General features: G+C 71.4%; 12 protein-coding genes. 6 read left to right on the top strand and 6 right to left on the bottom strand.

The window, feature by feature from the left end; all coding sequences use genetic code 11:
• Positions 1-259: 259 nt before the first annotated feature.
• Together VF697_RS30575 and VF697_RS30570 are read left to right on the top strand one after the other, a co-directional pair.
• A complete protein-coding gene (locus tag VF697_RS30575; protein WP_331100446.1) occupies positions 260-4,348 on the top strand; it encodes a protein kinase domain-containing protein in 4,089 nt (1,362 codons plus the stop codon).
• 33 nt (positions 4,349-4,381) lie between these two features.
• Positions 4,382-6,733 (top strand): ATP-binding protein, encoded by a 2,352-nt coding sequence (locus VF697_RS30570; RefSeq protein WP_331100444.1) that lies wholly within the window; start codon positions 4,382-4,384, stop codon positions 6,731-6,733.
• A gap of 13 nt (positions 6,734-6,746) precedes the next feature.
• Here the strand turns inward: VF697_RS30570 and VF697_RS30565 are convergent, their stop codons facing one another.
• Complete coding sequence (locus VF697_RS30565; RefSeq protein WP_331100443.1) at positions 6,747-9,113, bottom strand: sensor histidine kinase; 2,367 nt, start codon at positions 9,111-9,113, stop codon at positions 6,747-6,749.
• A gap of 222 nt (positions 9,114-9,335) precedes the next feature.
• On the opposite strand from VF697_RS30565, the gene VF697_RS30560 reads away from it, so the two are divergent.
• From VF697_RS30560 to VF697_RS30550, 3 genes are all read left to right on the top strand, one after another.
• Complete coding sequence (locus VF697_RS30560) at positions 9,336-10,328, top strand: glutathione S-transferase family protein (protein WP_331100448.1); 993 nt, start codon at positions 9,336-9,338, stop codon at positions 10,326-10,328.
• Between the two features lie 86 nt (positions 10,329-10,414).
• Entirely contained in the window at positions 10,415-14,542 is a 4,128-nt protein-coding gene (locus VF697_RS30555; protein WP_331100442.1) for a protein kinase domain-containing protein, read from the top strand.
• 203 nt (positions 14,543-14,745) lie between these two features.
• Complete coding sequence (locus VF697_RS30550) at positions 14,746-15,390, top strand: hypothetical protein (protein ID WP_331100441.1); 645 nt, start codon at positions 14,746-14,748, stop codon at positions 15,388-15,390.
• A 22-nt stretch (positions 15,391-15,412) separates the two neighbouring features.
• On the opposite strand, the gene VF697_RS30545 is transcribed toward VF697_RS30550, so the two are convergent.
• The 3 genes from VF697_RS30545 to VF697_RS30535 are packed head-to-tail and all read right to left on the bottom strand — an operon-like array spanning position 15,413 to position 19,854.
• The gene (locus tag VF697_RS30545) at positions 15,413-16,066 is read right to left on the bottom strand and encodes a DUF4276 family protein (protein WP_331100440.1); all 654 of its coding nucleotides are present in this window, start codon (positions 16,064-16,066) and stop codon (positions 15,413-15,415) included.
• 3 nt (positions 16,067-16,069) lie between these two features.
• Positions 16,070-17,146: an AAA family ATPase gene (locus tag VF697_RS30540; RefSeq protein WP_331100439.1), complete on the bottom strand. Its 1,077-nt coding sequence runs from the start codon at positions 17,144-17,146 to the stop codon at positions 16,070-16,072.
• Between the two features lie 17 nt (positions 17,147-17,163).
• Positions 17,164-19,854 carry an AsmA family protein gene (locus VF697_RS30535; protein WP_331100437.1) on the bottom strand — a complete coding sequence of 897 codons (2,691 nt, stop codon included), beginning with the start codon at positions 19,852-19,854 and terminating at the stop codon, positions 17,164-17,166.
• 261 nt (positions 19,855-20,115) lie between these two features.
• Between VF697_RS30535 and VF697_RS30530 the strand changes: the two genes are divergently transcribed.
• Positions 20,116-21,894 carry a DUF885 domain-containing protein gene (locus tag VF697_RS30530; protein WP_331100436.1) on the top strand — a complete coding sequence of 593 codons (1,779 nt, stop codon included), beginning with the start codon at positions 20,116-20,118 and terminating at the stop codon, positions 21,892-21,894.
• A gap of 19 nt (positions 21,895-21,913) precedes the next feature.
• Here VF697_RS30530 and VF697_RS30525 read toward each other — a convergent pair whose 3' ends face one another.
• Positions 21,914-22,252 carry a hypothetical protein gene (locus VF697_RS30525; RefSeq protein ID WP_331100434.1) on the bottom strand — a complete coding sequence of 113 codons (339 nt, stop codon included), beginning with the start codon at positions 22,250-22,252 and terminating at the stop codon, positions 21,914-21,916.
• Positions 22,253-22,344: 92 nt separating this feature from the next.
• Positions 22,345-22,592, bottom strand: a 248-nt coding sequence (locus VF697_RS30520) for a hypothetical protein (RefSeq protein WP_331100432.1), incomplete at its 5' end; no start/stop codon positions are given.

Raw genomic sequence — 22,592 nt, 5'->3', positions numbered from 1 at the left:
TGCTCGCCCTCGGGCGGCTGGACGAGGGCTCCGAGGCGCTCGACTTCCGCGAGGCCCGGGCCCTGCTGAAGGAGCTCGGGCCCGGGGAGGCGCCCTCTCCTCCCGGGCGCGGGCTGCACTGAGTGCCTGCCCGTACGGTTGCACCGCTCCTGATGAGGGCTCCAGGCAGGCCCTCCGTCACATCCCAGGGAGCGCACTCTGTCTTCCGAGGAGGAGACCGGCCCATGCAGGAGCCCGGCCGGAAGCGGGGAGCGCGACGATGAGCAAGGATGTCTCCAGGGCATACGAGCAGGGGGGCCTACCCGGGAGCCGGGGCTTGTCCTTCCGCGAGGAAGACGAGTCCGGAGACTCCTTCCTCCAGGAGCTGCTCCAGCTCGAAACCACCCCTCAGCTTCCGCTCCCCGGAGAGCGGCTCGGAGGCCCGGACGGGCAGCGGTACACGGTGCTCGGGTGGATGGGCGGGGGAGGCATGGGGCAGGTGTTCCGCGCGCGCGACGAGGTGCTGGGCCGCGTGGTGGCCCTCAAGTTCCTCCTGCCCCGGCCGGGCCTCGAGGCGGAGGCCGTGCTGAGCGAGGCGCGGGCGGTGGCCCTGCTGGACCACGAGAACATCGTCCGCATCTTCGACGTGTCCGAGTGGCGGGAGGCGCCCGGAGAGGCGGGCCTGCCCGTGCTGGTGATGGAGTGTCTGGAGGGCGAGTCGCTCGCCGCGCTGCTCAAGCGGGGGCCGCCGGACGTCGGGCGCGCGCTGGAGATCCTGGATGGCATCGCCGCGGGCCTGGCGCACGCGCACGAGCGCCACCTCGTGCACCGGGACCTCAAGCCCGGCAACGTCTTCGTCACCCGGCAGGGGACGGTGAAGCTGCTGGACTTCGGCCTGTCGCACCTCACGCCGGCCTGCATCGCCCGGAGACCCGAGATTCCCATCGCCGGGACGCCGGCCTATATGGCGCCCGAGCAGTGGCGGGGCGAGCCCCAGGATGCACGCGCCGATGTCTGGGGCGTCGGAGTCGTGCTCCACGAGTTGCTCACCGGCCGGGTGCCGGGACCGAGCGCCACCCTCGACGCGTTGCGCGCGTGGGTCACCTCCGACGAGCCCGTGCTCCCGGTGCGCGCACGCCGGCCCGAGGTGCCCCAGGAGGTGGAGGCCCTGTTGACCACCGCGCTGGCCAAGGACCCGGCCCGGCGCTTCTGCACGGCGCTGGAGCTGCGCTCGGAGCTGAAGGAGGTGCGGGAGCGGCTCCAGCCTGGCTGCGGGATTTCGCGGACCCTCCAACGTCGGCAATTGACGCTGGTGGCGCTCCTGCTCACGGGGCTCGCCGAAAGGCAGGCGCCGCTGGACGCCGAGGAGCTGGGCGAGCTGGAGCTGGCCTTCCAGGAGCTGTGCGCGGAGGCCATCCTGAGGGAGGGCGGCGCCACCATTCTGTCCATGGGTGGCGAGGTGCTCGCGTGCTTCGGCTGTCCCCAGGAGCGGGAGGGGGAGTCGGAGCGCGCGGTGCGCGTCGGGCTCCAGCTCACCGGGGAGCTGCGGGAGCTGCTCCAGCGCCGGCTGCCCCACCTGCCCCTCTCCGGCCTGTCCGTGAGCTGTGGCATCCACACGGAGCAGGTGGTGGTGCGCGTGCAGGCGCCGGACTCGCGAGGCGGCGGAGGGCTGGCCGTCCAGGGCGAGGCCCCGAAGGTGGCCGTGTGGCTCGCGCGGCGGGCCGGACCCGGGGGCGTGGCCCTGGGCGAGACCTCGTGGAGGCTCGTGCGCGGGGTGTTCCACACCGAATCGCTCGGGCCCCACGTCTTCGAGGGACTTTCGCGGGTCGTGAGGCTGGAGGCCCACCGCGTGCTGGGCGAGCGCCAGGGGGCCTCCCGGTTCGACAGCGCCCGCGTGGCCGGGCGCCTCTCGACGCTGGTGGGGCGCGAGCCCGAGCTGGAGCGGCTCCTGTCGCTCTGGGAGGGGGCCTGGCACGGACAGGGGGCGTTCGTCCGGGTGAGCGGTGAGGCGGGGATCGGCAAGTCCCGGCTCATCGAGGCGCTGTGCGAGCGCGTGGCGCCCGAGTCGGCCCTCCTGCTGCGCGTGCAGTGCCGGTCCCGCTTCGGCATCGACGCCCTGCACCCGGCCCTCGCGCTCATCCAGGTCGCGGTCCAGTTCAGCCCGGAGGAGTCTCCACCCCAGCGCTTGCGGAAGGTGGAGGCGCGGCTCGGGGAGATGGGCCTGTCCACGGAGGACGCGCACCTGCTGGGCGTGCTGCTGTCCCTGCCCGTTCCCGAGGACTCTCCGGCGCTCCTGCTCACGCCCGAGCGGCGCAAGGCGCGGAGCTTCGAGGTGTTGGCGCACCTCCTGCTGTACCGGGCTCGTCGGGAGGAGCCGGTGCTGCTGGTCATCGAGGACCTGCACTGGGCCGACTCCCTCCGGCTGGAGTTCCTCGGCTTCCTGCTGGAGCGCATCGAGAAGGAGCGGCTCCTCGTCGTGTTGAGCTCCCGCCCGGAGCAGCAGCCGGACTGGCCTCGGCGGCCCTGGCTCCACCAGCTTGCCCTGGAGCGGCTGCCGGCCGGACTCTCCGCGACGCTGGTGAAGGAGGTGGCCCGGGGCCACGCGCTGTCGGAGGAGACCGTCCAACGGCTGGTGCGCAGGACGGACGGGATTCCCCTCTTCATCGAGGAGATGACGCGCATGGTGCTGGAGGGCGGGGCGGAGGCGTCCATCCCCGTCACCCTGCAGGAGCTGCTCCTGGCGAGGCTGGGCCTGCTGCCCTCGCGCCAGCGGGCCCTGGCCCAGCTGTGCGCGGTGGTGGGGCGGGACTTCCCCCGGGCCCTGATCGCCGCGTTGACGGACCTGGACGACGCGGTGCTGGGGCGAGAGCTCGCCGGGTTGATGGACGTGGGGTTGCTGGGGGAAGCGATGGGGGCCGACGGCGCGCCCATGTACCAGTTCCGGCACGCGCTCCTCCAGGACGCGGCATATCAGTCCTTGTCCCGGAGCACGCGCAGGCAGCACCACCAGCGCATCGCGCGGGTCCTGGAGGAGCGCTTCACCTCCCTGGTGGCGGCGAAGCCGGAGATGCTCGCGCACCACTACACGGAGGCGGGGGAGGTCGAGCCCGCCATCCGCCATGGGTTCCGCGCGGGGCAGCTCGCCAACCAGCGCATGGCGTACCCGGAGGCGCTGCACCATCTCACCCGGGCCTTGAAGCTGTTGCCAGGCCTGCCGGAGGCGGAGCGTCGCCACCGCGAGGAGCTGCAGCTCCTGCTGGCCCTGGGCGTCCCGCTGTCCTACCAGCACGGTTACGGCTCGCCCGAGATGGAGCGCCTGTGCGCTCGCATCCGAGCGCTCTTCACCCTGGTGGGTGAGGAGTTGCCGGGAACCGAGCTGTGCTTCGTGTCCCTCCAGGCCCACGCCTTCGTGCGGGTGGAGTTTCAGCGGACGTTGGAGCTGGGGGGGATGCTCGTGGACCTGGGGGAGCGGCAGCACAACCAGGAGCTGCTCTCCATGGGCCATCGGATGATCACCAGCAGCCTCCTGTCCTGGGGCCAGATGCGAGCCGCCGCCGAGCACGCCGAGCGCGCGCTAGCCTCCCTGCCGCTCGAGCCCGAGGCGCTCCGGCGATTGGCCACACGCCAGGGGCTGGAGCCCCGGTCGATGACGCTGGCCTTCGCGTCCGTCATCTATTCGGCGCTCGGCCAGCTCGACAAGGCCCGGAGGTATGGCCGCGAGGCAGAGGAAGGGGCCGAGCGTGTCGACCATCCCCAGACCCGGGCCTCCGTGCTGTTCTACACGGCGCTGAGTTCTCGGATCCGCGGCGAGCTGGGGGAGGCCCTGGAGCGGGTGGAGCGGAGCCTCGAGCTCTGCCGTGAGCACGGCAACAGGATGCTGCACGTCTATGGGCTGCTCATCCAGGGCTGGTGCCTGTCCGGGCTGGGGCGGCCTCGGGAGGGGCTCGTGCTCATCCGGCGGGGAATGGAGGACTGGAGGAGCCTGGGGTTTCGGAGCATGTTGCCCTTTCAAGGCTACCTGCTCGCGGAGGGTCTCCTGGCACTGGGGGAGGTCCGGGAAGGGCTGGCCGTGGTGCGCGAGGCCCTGGAGGGTGTGGAAGCCACGGGAGAGCGCTGCAGCGAGGTCGAGCTGCACCACCTGCATGGAGAGCTGCTGCGGGCGGAGGGACGGGCCCACGAGGCGAAGCTCCACTTCCTCCACGCCCTCGCGCTCGCCCGCCAGCGGGGGCTCGGCCTCATCGAGCAGCACGTGACGGACAGCCTGAGCCGCTTGCCGCGGGAGCTGGAGCCACCGGAGGAGGTGCTCCTGCAAGCACTCCAGGCAGGCGGACCGGGACTGGCGCCCCGTCCACCCCCTGTAGAACCTTGAGCCAGGAAGGCTGCGACTCGACACATTCCACGAATGCGCACGGCACGGGACATCCGGGAGGAGATCGAAGCGCGCTTCGGCTTCTTCCCCCCGTTCTTCGTCCCCGCGGAGGACAACCCGCGGGTGCTGGAGAACCTCTGGCACCAGACGCTCTTCGCCTACGTGGACAATCCCCTCCCGGCTCTCTTCCGCGAGAAGCTCTTCGCCTACGTGTCGCGCTACTGCATGGTGCCCTACTGCATCGTGTGTCACTCGTGTGCGCTGCGGCCCATGGGGATGAAGGCCTCGCAGGTGCTGGACCTGTTGGAGCGCCTCCCTCCCGCGCACGGGGCCATCGACGAGGCGCTCGCTCGCATGGAAGCTCATTGCGAGGCGCCGGGGGGTTGGCCGGAGCCCGGCTCCCCACTGGAGGAGGATTTGTTCCGGTGCTCGGCCTTCCTCTTCGTCCAACAGTCCGAGGCGGAGCGGTGCCGGGACCGGGTGCGCCGGCTGCTCGGCCCAGAGCTCTATGGACACTTCGTCGCGTTCCTCGCCTACATGAAGACGTGCCACCAGTGGGTGGAGGCCCATCCGGAGCTGGTGTACGAGGTGGACCAACGCGTCCAGGAGCACCTGGGGCCCCTGCTCGAGGAGGAGCCCCGGCTGGGACACTTCTTCGCCAGCTACGGCGCCCGGGTGCGCGACGAGCGCGAGCGGCGCGAGCGGCGGCTGCGCGAGGCGGCGGAGGCGGGCGAGCGCGCGCAGGCCCTCTCCCAATCCCTGCAACGGCAGACGGTGGCGCTGCGCGAGAGCGAGACCCACCTGCGGCTCGCGCTGGACTCGGCCGCGCTCGGGACGTGGGACTGGCAGATCGACACCGGGGTGCTGCACTGGGACGCGCGGTGCAAGGCCTTCTTCGGGGTGCCGCTGGAGGCGGAGGTGGACTACGCCACCTTCCTCGCGCGCATCCACCCGGAGGACCGGCCCCGGGTGGAGGACTCGGTGCGGCGGGCCGTGCTCCCCGAGAGCGGGGGGGAGCTCGGCGTCGAGTACCGCACCCGGCGGCTGTCGGACGGCGTGGAGCGGTGGGGGGCGGCGCGGGGCCGCTGCTTCTTCGACACGGAGGGCCGGGCCGTGCGCTTCATCGGCACGCTGATGGACGTCACCGAGCGCCGGCGCTCGGAGGACAACCTGCGCTTCCTCGCCCAGGCCAGCGAGGTGCTGACGGCCTCGCTCGACTACGAGGACACCCTGGGGCGGGTGGCCCGGCTGGCCGTGCCCGTGCTCGCCGACTGGTGCGCGGTGGATGTGCTGGATGCGCGGGGGCAGGTGCGCCAGCTCGTCATCGTCCACAGGGACCCGGAGAAGGTAGGGATGGCCGAGGAGCTGGCGCGGCGCTACCCCAGAGCCCCGGAGACCACCTCCGGCTCCCTCCAGGTGCTGCGCACCGGCGAGCCGCTGCTCATCCCCGACATTCCCGACGAGGCGCTCGTCCGCCATGCGCGGGATGCCGAGCACCTGCGCCTCACGCGGGAGCTGGGGCTGAAGTCCTATCTCGTGGTGCCGCTGCGCTCGCGCGAGCGGGTGCTGGGCGTCATCACGCTCGTGCGCGGCGAGGCCGCCCCGCGCTATGGTGAGGAGGAGCTGCGGCTGGCCGAGGACCTCGCGCGCCGGGCGGCCGTCTCGGTGGACAACGCGCTGCTCTACCGCGAGGCGCAGAAGGCCATCGGGCTGCGCGACGACTTCCTCCAGGTGGCCGCGCACGAGCTGCGCACGCCCGTCACCTCGTTGAAGCTCAACACGCAGGCCCTGCTGGGCAGCGCGCGCCGGGAGGAGGGCTGGTCCGAGCGGACCGTGGCGCGGCTCGCGGGCATGGAGCGCAGCGTGAGCCGGCTGGGCATGCTGGTGAACGAGCTGCTGGACGTCTCGCGCGTCACCGGGGGCCGGCTGGTGCTGCACCCGGAGGAGCTGGACCTGGTCGCGCTCATCCGCGACGTGGTCGAGCACTTCCGGCCCGATGCCGAGCGCGCCGGCTGTGAGCTGCGCGTCCGGGTGGACGCGCCGGTGGTGTCGCGGTGGGACCGGCTGCGGGTGGAGCAGGTGCTGGGCAGCCTGCTGTCCAATGCGTGCAAGTACGGCGCGGGCCGGCCAGTGGAGGTGGCGCTGAGTGCCACCGCGTCACGGGTGGAGCTGCGGGTGCGGGACGAGGGCATCGGCATCGACCCCGACGTCCAGTCGCGCATCTTCGAGCGCTTCGAGCGCGCGGTGAGTGACCGGCACTACGGGGGCCTGGGCATGGGGCTGTGGATGACACGCGAGCTGGTCACCGCCATGGGGGGCACCATCCGCGTGGAGAGCGCTCCGGGGCAGGGGGCCACCTTCCTCGTGGAGCTGCCTCGCTCCTAGCGGGCGGGGTGGCTCAGTCGGCCGTCAGGGGCGCCAGGCCCTCCTCGGCCGGGGCGGGCCGCAGCGGCAGCTCGACGGTGAAGGTGGAGCCTTCGTCGAGACGGCTGTGCACGGACACGCGGCCGCCCATCGCCTCGACCAGCTGGCGTGAGATGTAGAGGCCGAGGCCGATGCCGCCGTACCGCCGGTCACTCACCGCGCGCTCGAAGCGGCCGAAGAGGCGGGGCAGCGCCTCGGGCGCGATGCCGATGCCCTCGTCCCGGACGGTGAGCCGCGCGAGGCCCCCCGCCTCCTCCACCCGCACGTGCACGGGACGGCCCGCGCCGTACTTGGCCGCGTTGGTGAGGAGGTTGACCAGCACCTGGTCCAGCCGCTGCGCGTCCCAGCGACCGTGCACCGGCGCTGGCGCCTCCAGGTGCACCGCGCAGCCGGCCCGCTCGAAGACGTCCTCGAGGCGCTCGAGCACCTCGCGCGTCAGGGCACCCAGCTCCACCTCGCCCAGCTCCAGCGACAACCGGCCCTCCGACAGCCGCCCCACGTCCAGGAGGCTCTCCACGAGGGACTCGAGGCGCCCCACCTGCCGGCGCATCCCCTGGAGGCGCGGCGCGCTCAGGTCGGAGGGGCGGGTGCGCTCCAACAGCTGCAACTGCAGCTTGAGGGAGGTGAGCGGGGTGCGCAGCTCGTGCCCGGCCACGGACAGGAAGTCCTCGCGCACGCGCACCGCGGCCTGCGCCGCGAGGTAGAGGTTCGCGCGCTCGAAGGCCTGGGCCACCTGCTGGCCGAGCGCCACCAGGAAGGCGCGATCCTCGGCCTCCAGCACATGCGGGCGGGGGAAGCCGATCATCAGGACGCCCAGCGGCCGCGAGCGTCCCAGCAGCGGCAGCACGGCCCACGACTGGTTGCCACTCACCTTGAGCACCGGGCCCATGCCCGGGAAGTCCCGGCACATCGCCTCGGCCGACTCCACCCAGAGGGGGGTGCCCGAGCGCGCGACGCTCGCCACGGGCAGGGGGGCCTCGAGGGGGATTTCGTGCGGGCCCGTCATCATCCCCACGGGCAGCCCCTGGGCGTGCAGCAGGCGCAACGGGCCACCTTCCGACTCCAGCGCGAAGAAGGAGCCCGAGCCCGCGCCAAGGCCCTCCACCGCCTCGGCGAGGACGGCGCGCGCCACGTCCTCGGGAGTCAGCGCGCGCGAGACGGCCGAGGTCAGGGCCTGCAACCGCGTCGCCCGCTCCTGGGCGCGCTTCTCCGCCGTGATGTCCGCCACGAGCGCGACGACTCCCTCCACCTCCCCCCGTGCGCCGCGCTGGGGCATGTACGAGGCGCGGATGTGGCGGGTGCCGCCGTGCCGGTAGGGCATCACGCTCTCGAAGGAGATGCTCTCGCCCGAGAGCGCCCGCTCCAGGAACGGACGCGCGCTCGCGAAGGCCGCCTCGCCGACGACGTCGCGCACGGGGCGATGGAGCACTTGCTCGGGCGCGAGGCCGAACCATTCCACGTAGCCGCGGTTGACGTAGGCGTAGCGGCCGTCGGGTTGGATGAAGGAGATGAGGGCGGGGAGGGCATCGGTGACGAGGCGCATCTGCGCCTCGCTCCGCTCGAGCCGCCGCACGAGCCCCTCCTCCTCGGCCGCCTGCCGTCCGCGGTACACCTGGACGACGTGGCGGAGCACCACGAGGTAGGCGAGCAGGCGCAGCCCATGGAAGAGCCACCAGATGGGCCCCCACAGGTGGCTCGCCCCGAAGAGCAGGCCCGCGACGCCAAAGAGGAGGCAGTGGTTGGCGAAGACGAGGTCCTCGGCGGCTCCCTCCCGCCGGTAGCGCCCCAGGAAGAAGGCGGCGGCGGTGAGGAAGCCCAGGCCGCCCACCATGTTGATGAGCCGGGCCCAGAGGACATAGTCGCCCTCCACGGAGAAGGCGCGCGGCCAGGCCTGGGGCCAGGCGGCGAGGGCCGTGCACAGGGCGAGGGTGAGCAGGCCGACGACGAGCGGAAGGCGCTCTCCGGCGCGGCTCCGGGTCCACCGCTCGGGCAGCCAGACGAGGGCGATGAGCAGGCCGCCCAGGAGGGTGGGCAGGGCGCGGGACCAGAAGAAGGCGGGGCTGGCGTGGAGCCACGAGTGGGTGAGGTCCAACGGCCCCATGCACACCAGCGCCGTAATCACCCACCGCAGGTGCGCCTCCTGGCCCCGGTCGTGGCGCCGCCCGAGCAGCACCGCGGCCACCGAGAGGGCGATGAGCCCCCCGGCCGTCTCCAGGGAGGAGTGGAGGGGCTCGTGCACCCACGTGGCCTCGCCCGCGAGGTGGCGCAGGGCGAGGGTGGCCAGCGCGGGCAGCCCCAGGGAGAGGACGGCGGAGAGCGGAACGGAGCGGGGGGACAACACGCGGGGGACGTTCCCTTGGCAGGAGGGCGACCCGCCATGAATACCTCGACTCACCCACGGGAGAGGAGACGGGTCTTCCATCTGGAGAACAGTCAGCGGCAACCCGGGTGGAGGAAGCGGGCGGACGTGCGGCGCGGGCTCCGCTCCTCCGCCTGCCTGGGTGGTTGTGCTCGTGGCGCGGCGTGTCGAAGGTTTCCCCATCGGAGGTGAGCTCTGGTGGGAATGCTGGTGGACGGAGAGTGGCGTACGGACTGGTACGCTCCGGACGAGGCTGGACGCTTCGTGCGTCCGCGAACGCGCTTCCATGATCGGGTCTCCGCGAGCGGGGAAGGGCGCTTCCCGGCGGAGGCGGGCCGCTACCATCTCTATGTCTCCTACGCCTGTCCGTGGGCGAGCCGCACGCTCCTCATGCGCAAGCTCAAGGGACTGGAGAAGGCGGTGGGCCTGCTGGTGGTGGACCCCCGCATGGGGCGCGAGGGCTGGCGGTTTGGAAGCTATCCGCGCTCGACTGAGGACACGCTCAACGGGGCGCACTACCTGCGCGAGCTCTACCAGCGGGCGGACGCGCACTACTCGGGGCGGGTGACGGTGCCCGTGCTGTGGGACGTGCGCGAGCGGACCATCGTGAACAACGAGTCGCGCGAGCTGATGCGGATGCTGGACACCGAGTTCGACGCCTTCGCCGAGCACCCGGTGACGCTCTGGCCCGAGGGGCTGCGCGAGCAGGTGGACGCGACCATCGACGCGCTCTACGAGCCGGTGAACAACGGCGTGTACAAGGCGGGCTTTGCCCAGAGCCAGGGCGCCTATGAGCTGGCGTGCCGGGAGCTCTTCGGCGCGCTGGAGCACTGGGAGCGGGTGCTCGACCGGCAGCGCTACCTGTGCGGCGAGGTGCTCACCGAGGCGGACCTCTGCTTCTACACGACGCTGGTGCGCTTCGACCTCGTCTACTACTCGCACTTCAAGTGCAACCTGTCGCGGCTCCAGGACTACCCCAACCTGTGGAACTACCTGCTGGACCTGTACCAGACGCCCGGCTTCGCGGAGACGACGAACGTCGAGCACATCAAGGTCCACTACTACTGGAGCCAGGACTCGGTGAACCCCTCGCGCATCGTCCCGATGGGGCCCGCGGTGGACCTGCTGGCGCCGCACAACCGGGACCGACTGGGCCCTCGGATGCTGGCTCCCGCTCCGGGCATCACGCGGCACTGAGGCGTCTCCGCTCGCCCTCCCGGGCTCACAACGCCAGGAGGGCCACTCCCTCTTGAGTTGAAGCAGCCGAGCCATGAGGGAGCGCGATGAGCCGGGACTCCAGTCGAGAAGGCGAGCACGCGGGGGCCCCCCCGAGCGCGGAGCGTGCCTCTTGGGGGGACTCCGACCTCGAGGACTCCTTCGTGCGGGCGCTGCGCCAGGACGAGCCGCTGCTGCCGATTCCCGGAGAGTGGCTCGGGGGTCCGGACGGCCGCAGGTACCACATCCTCGAGTGGGTGGGCGGCGGGGGCATGGGCCAGGTCTTCCGCGCGACGGACGCGACCCTGCACCGCGAGGTGGCGCTCAAGTTCCTCCTACCCCGGGCGGGCTTCATGGAGGAGGCGCTACGGGAGGCGCGGGCCGTGGCCCGGTTGGACCACGAGAACATCGTCCGCATCTTCGACGTGTCCGAGTGGGTGGGCATTCCCGACGAGCCGGGCGTGCCCTTCCTGGTGATGGAGTACCTGGAGGGCGAGTCGCTCTCGGGGCTGCTGAAGCGGGGACGGCTGGAGGTGCGGCGCGCGCTGGAGGTGCTGGAGGGCATCACCCTGGGCCTGGCGCACGCGCACGAGCGCGGCATCGTCCACCGCGACCTCAAGCCGGGCAATGTCTTCCTCACCCGGCAGGGGACGGTGAAGCTGCTGGACTTCGGCCTGTCGCATTTCCTGGCGGCCAGCGCCGCGAGCGCGCCGCACCTGCCCTCGGCGGGGACGCCGGCCTATATGGCGCCGGAGCAGTGGCGGGGCGAGGCGCAGGATGCGCGCACGGACGTGTGGGCGGCGGGCGTGGTGCTGTACGAGATGCTCACGGGCGGGGTGCTCTACTCGAGCGCGACCCCGGCGCAGCTGCGCGAGTGGGTGACGTCGGAGGAGCCCGTGCCCCCGGTGCGTGCCCGCAGCCCGGAGGTGCCGCCGGAGGTGGAGCGGCTGCTCTCCACCGCGTTGGCGAAGGACCCGGCCCGGCGCTTTCCCACGGCGCGGCAGCTGCTGTGGGAGCTGTGCGAGCTGCGCACGCGCCTCGCCGGGTCCGGGTTCGAGGAGCTCGGCACGGTGACGCCGCGGCGCCAGCGCCTGGTGCTGCTCTCCTGCCAGCTCACGGGGCTCGCGGGGCTGGCGGGGCGGCTGGATGCCGAGGAGCTGGGGGAGGTGGAGGGGGCCTTCCGCCAGGGCTGTGAGGAGGTCATCCGGCGGCATGGCGGCAACGTGGGCTTCTACCTGGCGGGCGAGGTGTTCGCCGCCTTCGGTTGCCCCCAGGTGCGCGAGGACGACGCGGAGCGCGCGGTGCGCACGGCGCTGCACCTGACCCACGACCTGCGCGAGGCGCTCCGGGGACGGCTGCCCCACCTGTCCCTCTCGGGGCTGGGGGTGAAGGCGGGCCTTCACACGGGCGTCATGCTCATGAACCCGCGCACCCTGCAGAGTGAGATTCCGCAGGTGGTGTCCTGGCTCGCGCGCCATGCGAGGCCCGGGGAGGTGCGTCTGAGCGAGACGACGTGGCGGCAGGTGCGCGGGGTCTTCGAGACGGAAGCGCTCGAGCCGCGAGCCTTCAAGGGCCTGACGGGATCCACCCGCATGTCCGTCCACCGCGTGCTGCGCGAGCGGGAGGTCCGGGTCCGGTTCGACCGGACGTTCGTGGCCGGTGGTCTCACGCCGCTGGTGGGACGGCAGCCCGAGTTGCGGCGACTCCAGGCGCTCTGGGACACGGCCCGGAGTGGGCGGGGCGCCTTCGTCCTGCTGCGGGGCGAGACGGGGATTGGCAAGTCCCGCCTCATCCAGGAGCTGCGCGAGCACATGCCCCTGGACGGGGGCCGCGGCTTGCGCTTCCAGTGCTGGTCCCAGCCCTGTGGCGCCGTCCCTCCTCCCCCCGTCGAGTTGCTCCAGCGCCTGCTCCACTCCTCCCGGGAGGGGGCCGCGCCGCGACACCCCGAGGCGTGGGCGACGCGGCTGGGTGCCTCGGGGCTGCCCGAGGAGCAGGTGCGGCTGCTGGGCCTGCTCCTCTCCCTGCCCGTTCCCGAGGGCTCCCCGGTGCTCCGGTTCACGCCCGAGCGGCGGCTGGAGAAGACCTACGAGGCGCTGGTGGAGCTGCTGCTGCGCGTGGCGAGGCAGCGCCCGATCCTCCTCGTCGTCGAGGATCTGCACTGGGCCGACTCCTCCTGGCTCGCGCTCCTCGGCCTGCTGTTCGGCCGCCTCGAGGGAGCGCGGCTGCTCGTCGTCCTCAGTGCCCGCCCCGAGTTCCATCCCTCCTGGCCCTCCCGTGCCGACTTCCACCGGCTCACCCTGGAGCGCCTGCCGGCGGAGCTCGCGACGGCCCTGGTGAAGAAGGTGGCCCACGGCAAGCCCCTGCCGGAGGAGACGGTGCGGGCGCTGGTGGAGAAGACGGATGGGATTCCCCTCTTCATCGAGGAGATGACGCGCCTGGCGCTGGAGGAGGGGGAGGTGGCGTCCATCCCGGACACCCTGCACGAGCTGTTGCTGGCGAGGCTGGACAGGCTGCCCTCGCGGCAGAAGGAGCTGGCGCGGCTGGGCGCGGTGGTGGGGCGGGACTTCTCGCTGGAGCTGCTCGTGGCGGTGCTGGAGCGCGAGCCGGCGGAGCTGCGGCGCGAGCTGGCGGGGCTGGTGGAGGCGGGGCTGCTCGAGGAGCAGCGGGAGGAGCCGGACGGGCCCGGGTACCAGTTCCGGCACGCGCTCTTCCAGGAGGCGGCCTACCAGTCCCTGACACGCGGCGAGCGCAGGCTGCACCACCGGCGCATCGCCCGGGTCCTGGAGGAGCGCTTTCCCGAAGGGGTGGCGGCCCGGCCCGAGCTGCTCGCGCACCACTACTCGGAGGGAGGGGAGCCCGCGTCGGCCATCTCTTACTGGAGCCGGGCTGGCTTGTTCGCCATCACCCGTCACATGGCCATTCCAGAAGCGGAGGCGCATCTCTCGCGAGCGCGAGAGATGCTCCACGGCTTGCCAGAGGCCCTTCGACACCCCGCCGAGGAGCTGGAGGTGTTGTCTCTGCTGGGCTACTGCCAGGCGATGCAGCGGGGGTTCGACTCGCCGGAGGCGGCGCGGACGTATGCCCGGGTCTGGGAGCTGCTGTCCCGAGTCGACGCGTACACGCTCCAGTTTGGAGAGAGTTGCTGGAACATCTTCAGCTACCACATCACCCGAGCGGAGTTTTCCCGGTGCTACGCGCTGGCCGAGCAGGTGCTGCGCCAGGGAGAGCGCCAGCAAGAGCCGGGGGTGCTCTCCTCGGGCTACCAGATGAGGGCCTTCGTGTTGACCTACTGGGGCCGCGCGCGGGACGCCCTGGAGTCCAGCAAGCGCGCGATGGCCTGTGCCCGCTCGAGCCTCGAGCGACACGAGGCGCGGGTGCCGCAAGAGGAGGAGCGGGTGTGGGTGGCCGCCCTGACCTATGCCGCCATGACCCATTCGGTCTCGGGCCGCCTGGAGCAGGGCCGGGCGCATGGCCGGGAGCAGGTGATGTTGGCCCGGCGACTGGGCGAGCCCGGTACCGAGGCCATGGTGACGACCTACACGGCCCTGGCCGCTTTCATTCGTCGGGATGTCCGGGAGGCCCTGCGGTGGGCGGACGATGTCATCGCCATCTCCAGCGAGCACAGCTATTGGATATGGCCCGCCTGGGCTCGGCTCCTCCGGCTCTGGGCCCTGGCCGAGCTGGGACAACCTCGGGAAGCCGTGGCGCTCATCTCTCGGGAGATGGAGGACCTGAAGGCCCGGGGGCTTCAGTGCGCGCGGACCTACGGCCACGGTGCGCTCGCGGAGCTTCACCTGAAGCTGGGGCAGGTCCGCGAGGGGCTGGTGGCCGTGCACGAGGGGCTGGACCAGGCCGAGAGGACGGGAGAGCGCGGCTTCGAGGTCGAGCTGCACCGCGTGCGGGGGGAGCTGTTGCGCGCCCGGGGGCGGGAGCGCGAAGCGCGGGAGGCGTTCTTCCGCGCCCTCGCCGTCGCTCGCGTGCAGGGGGCCCTGCTCTTCGAGCTGCGCACGGTGGTGAGCCTGGGCCGGCTGCTGCGGGACTCGGGACGGCCGGAGGCGGCCCGCAAGCGCCTGGTGCGGATCCTCGCCCGCTTCGACGCGGGGGTGGAGTCAGTCGACCTCCAGGAGGCGCGGGCGCTGCTGGAGCAGCTCTCCTCCAGCGAGGGGCCGGCGCACTTCGAGTCCGCGGGACGGTGAGGGGGGCCCTCGTCGCGCTGGTGGCGCTGCGAGACCCGGGCATGCCGTGGGCCGGAAAAGCGCCAGAGGGGATTGTCGGGATTGCTGGGGTTGCGGATACTTCCTCCCTCCATGGGAGGCCGGGTGTGTCTTCGCTCGGGGAATCACGAGGGCAGGGGGCCCCTCGTCCGTTCTGGGGAATCGCCCTGTCTGGGAGTCACACCATGGCCCGGCACCGAAACAGACGCACTCCCCATGCGAGCACCGGCATCTGCGGTCTGGTCGTGCAGCTGCTCACGACGGAGTGGACGACGGAGTCGCGAGGGGGAGCGGGAGCGAGGCTGCGCAAGACGCCGCTGGCGCTGGTGCTCCCCGAGACGTGGCTCGGGTCGGACGACGGCACCCTGAGGATCCACCACGTCTACTTCTCCGAGAGGAACCAGTTCCAGCCCCGGGAGGGCTCGCGCATCCGGAGCGGTCGGAGCCCCTTCGAGGAGGTGGAGGGCTTCCGGGTCGAGCGGACGGAAGCGGGAGTCCGGGTGCTGCTCGACCATGGGCGGAGGGGCCTGCCGGGAGCGCACGCGTGGAGCTGGGAGAGGGCGCGGGGCCAGCCGTCCGAGGAGCTGTTGAGCGTGGCGCCCGGCGAGTGGGGCCGAGCCGTCTACAACGAGCGCCTGAGCTACTGGGACACGGGCCACTGGGGCTACTGCAAGCACGTGCTCAACGTGGGGCTGCTGCGGGAGGCGAGCCCGGAGGTGTTCCTCGCCACCGAGCCGGAGCACGAGGCCGTCCGCGAGTTCCTGCCGAGGCCGAGTGGGCCGGCGAGCGTGGGAGCGAGCCCGGCCCGGATCGCCACCGCGGCCCCGTGAGTGGGGGCGCGAGAGCCTCGGCTCAGAGGGCTTCGAGGGCGGACACCCACTTGTGGAAGTGAGGGCAGGCCGCGCGCAGGGGGGCCAGCCCGTACTCGATGGTGGCCAGGGGCCCGTGCAGCGTCTTCTGGTAACCCGGGAAGACCTTCTGGATGCGCTTGGAGGGGGCCGTCGTCGGGCCCTCGTTGATCTCCTCGGGCGAGGCCACGCCGGCACGGATGGCCTGCATGCTCTCGATAGCTCCGGGTACATCGAAGAAGACCGAGGTGCAGCGTGCCGGCTCCGTGAAGAGCAGGGCCTCGAACTCGTGCAGCGCGAGGTACGGCAGGAAGCGCGGGTGGGCGATGTCGGTCTGGAAGGCCCGCTCGACGTGCTCGACACGTTGGTAGCAGTTGCCGGTGGGCCTGTCCGTCAGTCCTGGGAAATCATCGGGGAGGCCGTAGTAGTCGAGCATCGTGGTGATGCACTCGGCATTGGTCAGCAGCCGTTTCAGATCCCTCTTCACCTTGGCGTAGCTGGTGGCTCCGCCTTTGAAGTGGCCTCCGGATTTGACCCACTTGGTGACGAGGATCGTCGGAGTCAGCACCACGTTCAGCGCGAGGAGGTGCGGAGCCAGCACCTTTTGGACGAAGGCCTCTTCCGTCTGTCCCTCGACGAGGATGAGGACGCGCTTCATGGCTCAGCCGGGCCGCCCGCCGAAGACGTTCTTCTCCCAGAGTTCCCCGAGGCTGTAGTCCTCGAGCCAGTCCTTCGTGTCCTCCGGCGAGAGGCGGCGGAAGAGGGACTCGCCATTGCTCCGGTCGATGACCACGAGGTCCTCGGGGGCGAACTGGTTCACCAGGGACACGGACTGGGTGGAGAGGATGAGCTGCGTCTTCTCGGAGGCACTCCGCACGAGCCCGGCCAGGACCTGGATGGCGTAGGGGTGCAGCCCCAGCTCCGGCTCATCAATGAGGATGAGGGACGGTAGATTGGGTTGGAGCAGCAGCGTCGCGAGGCAGATGAAGCGCAGCGTCCCATCCGAGAGCGCGTGCGCGTTGAAATACGCATCGGAGCTGCGCTCGGACCATTCGAGCTGGATCTTCTGCTCGTTGAAGGGACTGGGACGCAGCCGGAAGTCGTCGAAGAAAGGCGCGACGAGTCGGATGGTCGAGACGATCCGGCGGTAGCTCTCGGGATGCTTCGTGCGCAGGAGGAACAGGAAGGCGGCGAGGTTCGAGGCATCGGGCCGGAGTGCCTCGTTGTCGCCAAGGTCTCCCGTCTGCTTCACCTTCGCGGACGCGCTGGTGTCATGGAAGTGGTAGACGCGCCAGCCTTGCATGCGTTCGAGGACATGCTGGGATTGTGGACCGTGGTGAGGTCCCCCCGGCAGCAGTGCCTCTCTATGCCCCTGGATGGCCCAGATATCATTGGCGGACAGGACTGGCTGGTACTGCTCATGCGCGAAGAACAGGGTATCGGTGGTGGAGGGGGCCAGCTCCAGCTCGTAACCGAGTCTTCCGAGTGTCAGTCTCAGCTTCAGTGCCGCGGTCTGCTTGCTGCCGAAATGGAGAAGAGCGTCCGCTCCTCCGGCCTGCGCCACGTAGACCTGCAACCTGCTCTCGAGGATGTGCCGCAGCAGCCCGAAGACCGAGATGAAGTTGCTCTTCCCCGCGCCGTTCGCGCCGATGAGCACGTTCAACGGCTTCAAATTCAGCCGCAGCTCGCGGATGGACTTGAAGCCTTCGACTTCGATCCGGTCGAGTGTGGTGGGCATCGTGGCTCCAGCTTACGCTAACGCCCGAAGATGCCCCGGACGCGCTTCTTCGCCTCCTCCTCGGCCTTCTTGCGCGCGGCCTCCGCTTCCTGACGGGCCCGCTCCTCCACTTCCTTCTGGCGCTTCTCCGCCTCGGCCCGCGCCGCGTCCTCCGCCGCCTTCGTGCCGCCGGTGATGACCTCGCCCACCTTCTTCCCCTTCTCACCCAGCAGCTCCGTCGCCGCGCTCGCCGCCGCCATCTTGGCGATCGCCGTCGCCGCCGGCTTCACGTCCAGCCCCGTCACCTCCGGGCTCCACGCCTTGCCCGTCAGCTTCATCGCCACCGGCACGGGCCCCGTCGGCTTCGCCCGGCCCGCGGTGATCTTCTGGATGAGCGGCGGCTCGAGGTTCACCGTCCCCGCCAGGTCCAGCGTCCCGTCCAGCCGGATGCCGCCGTCGAAGCTCATCGCCGCCTCGGGCCGCGTCCACGTAATCGGCTTGGAGAGCTGCGCCACGCCGTTCTTGATGGTCACCCCGAACGGGAGCTGCTCCGCGAGCCGCGTCACGCCATCGCTCGACAGGGCCTTGCCCGCGAATGGCAGGGCCTTCACCAGCGGCCCGGACACCGCCGCCGGGATGTCCATGCTGGAGAACACCCCGCCCAGCAGGGTCCCATCAATGGCCCCGGCGAGCCGCTCCTGCAGGCTCTCCATCGAGTAGCCCACGCCCGACAGGTTCATCTGCCCGTCGAACTTCCCGTCCAGAACCTTGCGCGGCACCCGCTTGGACATCGCCTGCGCCACGTCCATGCCGCGCACCTCGGCCTTCAGCTCGAAGGGCCGCTGCTCGGGAGCGGGCCCCAGCCGCACCGTGCTCCCGTTCGCCGACACCGTGCCGCCGTAGACGCCCGTGCTGAAGCGCTCCACCGTGATGAGGTCGTCCACCATCTTCAGGTCGGCCACCATGTTGGACAGGTCCATCTCGTTCATCCGCAGCGCGCCAATCTCGAAGCGCATGTCTCCGCGCATGCCGGTGAAGCGCTTGGGATCCTCGGGCGCCTCCTGGGGCACGCCACCGGCCACGGCGGCGACCTCCTCGTCCGTCATCAGCAGCTCGTCCGCGTTCAGCCGAGGGCTCGCGAGCGCCAGGGCGAACGTCGTCGTCTGCTTCGTGCCCCGGCCCGCCTGCGCGTACGACGCCGTGCCCGCGAGCGTCGAGTCCAGCAGCGCCACGTTCAGCCGGCTCAAGTCCACCTTCATCGGCTGCTTGCCCTGCTCGGGCTGGTAGGTGCCCGCCGTGTCCACCGTGAAGCGCTGGCCGGGCGGCTTGTCCAGCAGCAGCCCCGGCCGCATGTCCACGCCCGTCAGGTCCGTCTGCGTGTCGAAGCGCAGCGCGCCTCCGCTGGCCGCGGCGCCGGTGAGCCGGGCCGTCAGCCGCATGGGCGCCCCCGCCTCCTTGGAGAGCTGCTCGGGGATGCGCAGCCGCACCGGCGTCAGGTCCACCTCCGCCGTCAGCGCCTGGGCCTGCTCCGTCCCACCGCCGCGCACCACCAGCCCGATGGGGCCGGCCACCTGGTTGGCGAGCTGCTTGCGCAGGGGCGGGTAGTACTCGGCCAGCACCGCCGGGTCGAGGTTCTGGCCCACCACCTCGAAGCCCTGCACCGTGGGCGTCTCGGAGAGCAGCCCCTTCACCTGGCCCTGGCCGGTGATGCGCGCCGGGCCGAGCTCCACCCGCAGCTTCTCCAGCGACAGGTCCCCCTTCTGCATGTCGCCCGAGACGTTTGTGTCCAGCACGATGTCGAGCGCCTTGCCGCCCTCGGCGCCGGCGAAGCGCAGGCCCTGGGCGCGCAGTCCGCCCGTCAGCTTCGTGGGCCCGTTGCCACCGGGCACCGCGGCACCCAGCTCGGCCGTCCAGTCCGCCTGAAGCTGACCCGCCTGCAGTCCCACCTCCGGGCCGAGGAAGGGCCCCAGTGGGGTGAGGTCGATGGGCTCGGACTTCAGCTCCACGCGCTCGGGCACCGGGGTGAGCGTATTGGGCAGCGGCGCCGTGCGCGCCAGCATGTGGAGGTTCTGCTTGTCCGCGAGCACGGCGGCGTCGAGCTTCACCTCCAGCGGCTTGCCCGCGCGCAGGTCCTTCACCTCCACGTCGAGGTCGGAGATGGCCAGCTCGCGCGCCTGGGCGCCGCCGCGGTCGATGAAGCGGATGGTGGCGTCGGTGAGGGCCGCCCGGTCCACGCGCACGCCCGACAGGTCCTTGGGCGGCTGCTCCTCGGCCGGCGGCCCCTCCTTCGGCTGCTGCTGGGCGAGCCGCTCCTGGAGCCGTGAGACGTTGGTGGTGCCGTCCGGCAGCCGGACGACGTTGACGGTGAGGCCGGAGACCTCGGCGTTCTTCACCTGGATGTCCTGGCCGCGCGAGGTGAGCGCGGCCCAGAGCGCCACGCCCACGTCGAGCCGCTTCATCTGCGCCAGGGGCACCTCTTCACCCTCGGCGGGGCCCACCACCACGTTCTCCACCTCGACGCCCAGGTGGGGGACGAGCTGCGTGGAGATGTCGCCAATGTCCACCGGCCGGCCGAGCTGCTGCGAGAGCTGCGCGGCCTCGGTGCGGGCGCGCTGGAGCAGGAAGGCGTCGAGCCGCCACAGGGCGACCGCCACGAGCACGACGAGGAGCAGGACGATGCCGCCCACGACATAGGGCCAGCGCTTCTTCTTCGGCTGCTGTACGGACATCTCTGGGTACCTCCTCCAGCGAGCTCGCCTCGAGGGTTGCACGGAGCTCGGAATGGCAGGCGGGGGAACCCATAGCCCAGAGGGGGTTCTCCCGCACGTCCCTCGTGCATGGGGGCTCGGGACGGAATGTTGAAGATGGCATTCACGGGGTTGGACGGCATTCGGTGGCGGACATGCACGGGCGCCCGGGAGTCATGCCCGCCCGGCCGCCCCCCCTCCGAGAGCCTTCCCAGCCGCGCACCGGAGAAGGACACTGCGGACGTGCTCCTCCGCGCCACCCTCTGCTGCGCCGCCCTGCTCCTGGTTCCCGCCTGCGCTCCCCGCACGGGCCTCGAGCCGGCGGCCTCCGCGTCCACCCTGGCTCCCACCGCCGCCGATGCCGAGTACACCCGCTTCGCCCGGGAGTACCTCGACTGGTACTACGCCGCCCATCCGGTCCGCTCGACGAGCCTGGGCCTGCACGCGTACGACACGCGGCTGCCGGACCTGTCGGCCGAGGCCCACCAGCGCAAGGGAAAGGCGCTGCACGGGTGGCTCGCCCGGCTGGAGCGGCTGGACCGCTCGGGGCTCACCGGGTACGCCGTATTCGACGTGCGCATCCTGGAGAACGCGATTCGCGCGGACCTGCTGGAGCTGGAGGAGGTGCGCGACTGGCAGCGCAACCCGATGCTCTACAACAGCACCATCGCGAATGGCCTCTCGTCGCTGTCACAGCGGGAGTTCGCTCCGGTGGACGAGCGAATGCGGAGCCTGATGGCGCGGATGGAGGGGATTGCCTCCGTGGTGGCCGCGGCGAAGGCCAACCTGCGCGATGTGCCGAAGCCGTGGGCCGAGCAGGCCCTGCGCGACACGCGCGGCACGGTGGGCTTCCTGCGCTCGGACCTGCCGAAAGCGCTGGAGGCACAGGGGCTCGGGAAGGTGGACGCGGCGCTGCGACAGGACTTCTCCGCCGCGCTGGCGAGGGCCACGGCCGAGGTGGACGGCTTCGCGCAGTGGCAGGAGAAGCAGCTGCTGCCGAAGGCGAACGGGGACTTCCGGCTGGGGCGGGCGCTCTTCGAGAGGAAGCTCGCGCTGGAGGAGCACGTGGCGCTGACGGCCGAGCAGCTCCGCGACATCAACGAGCGGGCCATCCGCGAGTACCACGCGTGGGTGGCGGCGGAGGCGGCGCGGGTGGACGCGACGAAGACGCCGGAGGCGGTGATGGCCGCGCTGGCGCACGACCACCCGTCGGCCGAGGAGCTGATTCCCACGGCACGCAAGCAGCTGGAGGCGTGCCAGCGATTCGTGCTGGAGAAGGGGCTGCTGACGCTGCCCTCGGAGCGCTTGCCGACGGTGCGCGAGACGCCGCCGTACGCGCGGATGGGCTTCGCGTCGATGGACACGCCGGGGCCGTTCGAGACACGGGCGACGGAGGCCTTCTACAACATCACCAACGTGGAGCCGGGGTGGACGGAGGAGCAGAAGGCGCAGCACCTGACGTACTTCAACCAGGCGGGGCTGCTGGGGGTGACGGTGCACGAGGCGATGCCGGGCCACTTCGTGCAGTTGCTGTACGAGGCCCAGGTGCCGACGGAGGTGCGCAAGGTGTTCACGCCCGCGTCGCTGGTGGAGGGCTGGGCGCACTACGTGGAGCAGATGATGGTGGACGAGGGCTTCGGTGGGGGAGACCCGGCGGTGCGCCTGGGCCAGCTGCGGCGAGCGCTGCAGCGGCATGCGCGGTGGCACGCGGGCCTGTCGATGCACGCCTTTGGCGAGTCAGTGGAGGGGGCGGCGAGGCGCTACGCGGAGATCGCCTACTTCGAGGCCTTCCCGGCGCTGCGCGAGGTGCAGCGAGGCACGTTCAACCCGACGTACCTCTATTACGCGCTGGGGCGGATGCAGATTCTGAAGCTGCGCGAGGACTACGAGCGCTACCTGGAGGCGCACGGGCGGACGTTCTCGCTGCGCGACTTCCACGACCGCTTCCTGCGGCTGGGGTTGCCGGTGTCACTCGCGCGGCAGGCGCTGATGCCGGGCGACACCAGTCCCTCAGTGGAGTAGGCCCCTCCGCCCGCCCGCCTCAGTCCTCGCTGGGAGCGTAGGCGGGGGCGAGCATCGCGGACACCACCTGCTCCGTCACGTCCTTGCCGCCCCCGAGGTTCGTCGCGAGCGCCATCGGCGTGTAGATGAATCCCCAGGGGAAGCCCCACCAGCCGAAGAAGAGCGAGATGAGCGTGTAGCTCAGGCTCTTGCCGCCGGTGCCCTCGCCCGCGCGGATGAAATACACGTCCGACGAGCGCTTGAACGTCATCACCAGGATGGAGATGCAGTACTCGAACGTCACGAACCTGCCGCCGCGCCGCAGCTCGTCTTGAAGCTGCGACACCGTCAGTCCTTCCACTCCCTGGATGCCTGCCATGTGGGCCCCCCCTCGGATCTCCGTTTGGATGAGGCCTGGGAGCCTAGCGTGGATTCGGACGGGGCCGCCATGACGCACCGTGGCGGACCGTCTCAGGCGCCCCAGTACCAGGACCACTTCACCATCAGCGCGTCGTTGGCGGGGCCGGCGAGCAGCCCCTGGGGCATCAGCGTGCGGGGCGGGCGCACGCCGTCGGCCACGGGGAAGCGCTGCTGCCCGTGCGTGTACACCACGTACAGCGTCGAGCCGAGCCGGTACTCCCAGCGCAGCACCAGGTTCAGGTTCAGCCCCACGTCGTGGAAGTCGTCCGTGTTCTCGTGCTCCACCGGCACGAGGCTGG

It is taken from the genome of Archangium sp. (assembly GCF_036388035.1).
Lineage (GTDB): Bacteria > Myxococcota > Myxococcia > Myxococcales > Myxococcaceae > Archangium.
This window is presented reverse-complemented; position numbering and strand designations above follow the sequence as displayed.

Bases quoted from the DNA above. Each gene is read 5' to 3' on its own strand.
- VF697_RS30575 (WP_331100446.1), top strand. From the start codon at position 260: ATGAGCAAGGATGTCTCCAGGGCATACGAGCAGGGGGGCCTACCCGGG.
- VF697_RS30570 (WP_331100444.1), top strand. From the start codon at position 4,382: ATGCGCACGGCACGGGACATCCGGGAGGAGATCGAAGCGCGCTTCGGC.
- VF697_RS30560 (WP_331100448.1), top strand. From the start codon at position 9,336: ATGCTGGTGGACGGAGAGTGGCGTACGGACTGGTACGCTCCGGACGAG.
- VF697_RS30555 (WP_331100442.1), top strand. From the start codon at position 10,415: ATGAGCCGGGACTCCAGTCGAGAAGGCGAGCACGCGGGGGCCCCCCCG.
- VF697_RS30550 (WP_331100441.1), top strand. From the start codon at position 14,746: ATGGCCCGGCACCGAAACAGACGCACTCCCCATGCGAGCACCGGCATC.
- VF697_RS30545 (WP_331100440.1), bottom strand. From the start codon at position 16,066: ATGAAGCGCGTCCTCATCCTCGTCGAGGGACAGACGGAAGAGGCCTTC.
- VF697_RS30540 (WP_331100439.1), bottom strand. From the start codon at position 17,146: ATGCCCACCACACTCGACCGGATCGAAGTCGAAGGCTTCAAGTCCATC.
- VF697_RS30535 (WP_331100437.1), bottom strand. From the start codon at position 19,854: ATGTCCGTACAGCAGCCGAAGAAGAAGCGCTGGCCCTATGTCGTGGGC.
- VF697_RS30525 (WP_331100434.1), bottom strand. From the start codon at position 22,252: ATGGCAGGCATCCAGGGAGTGGAAGGACTGACGGTGTCGCAGCTTCAA.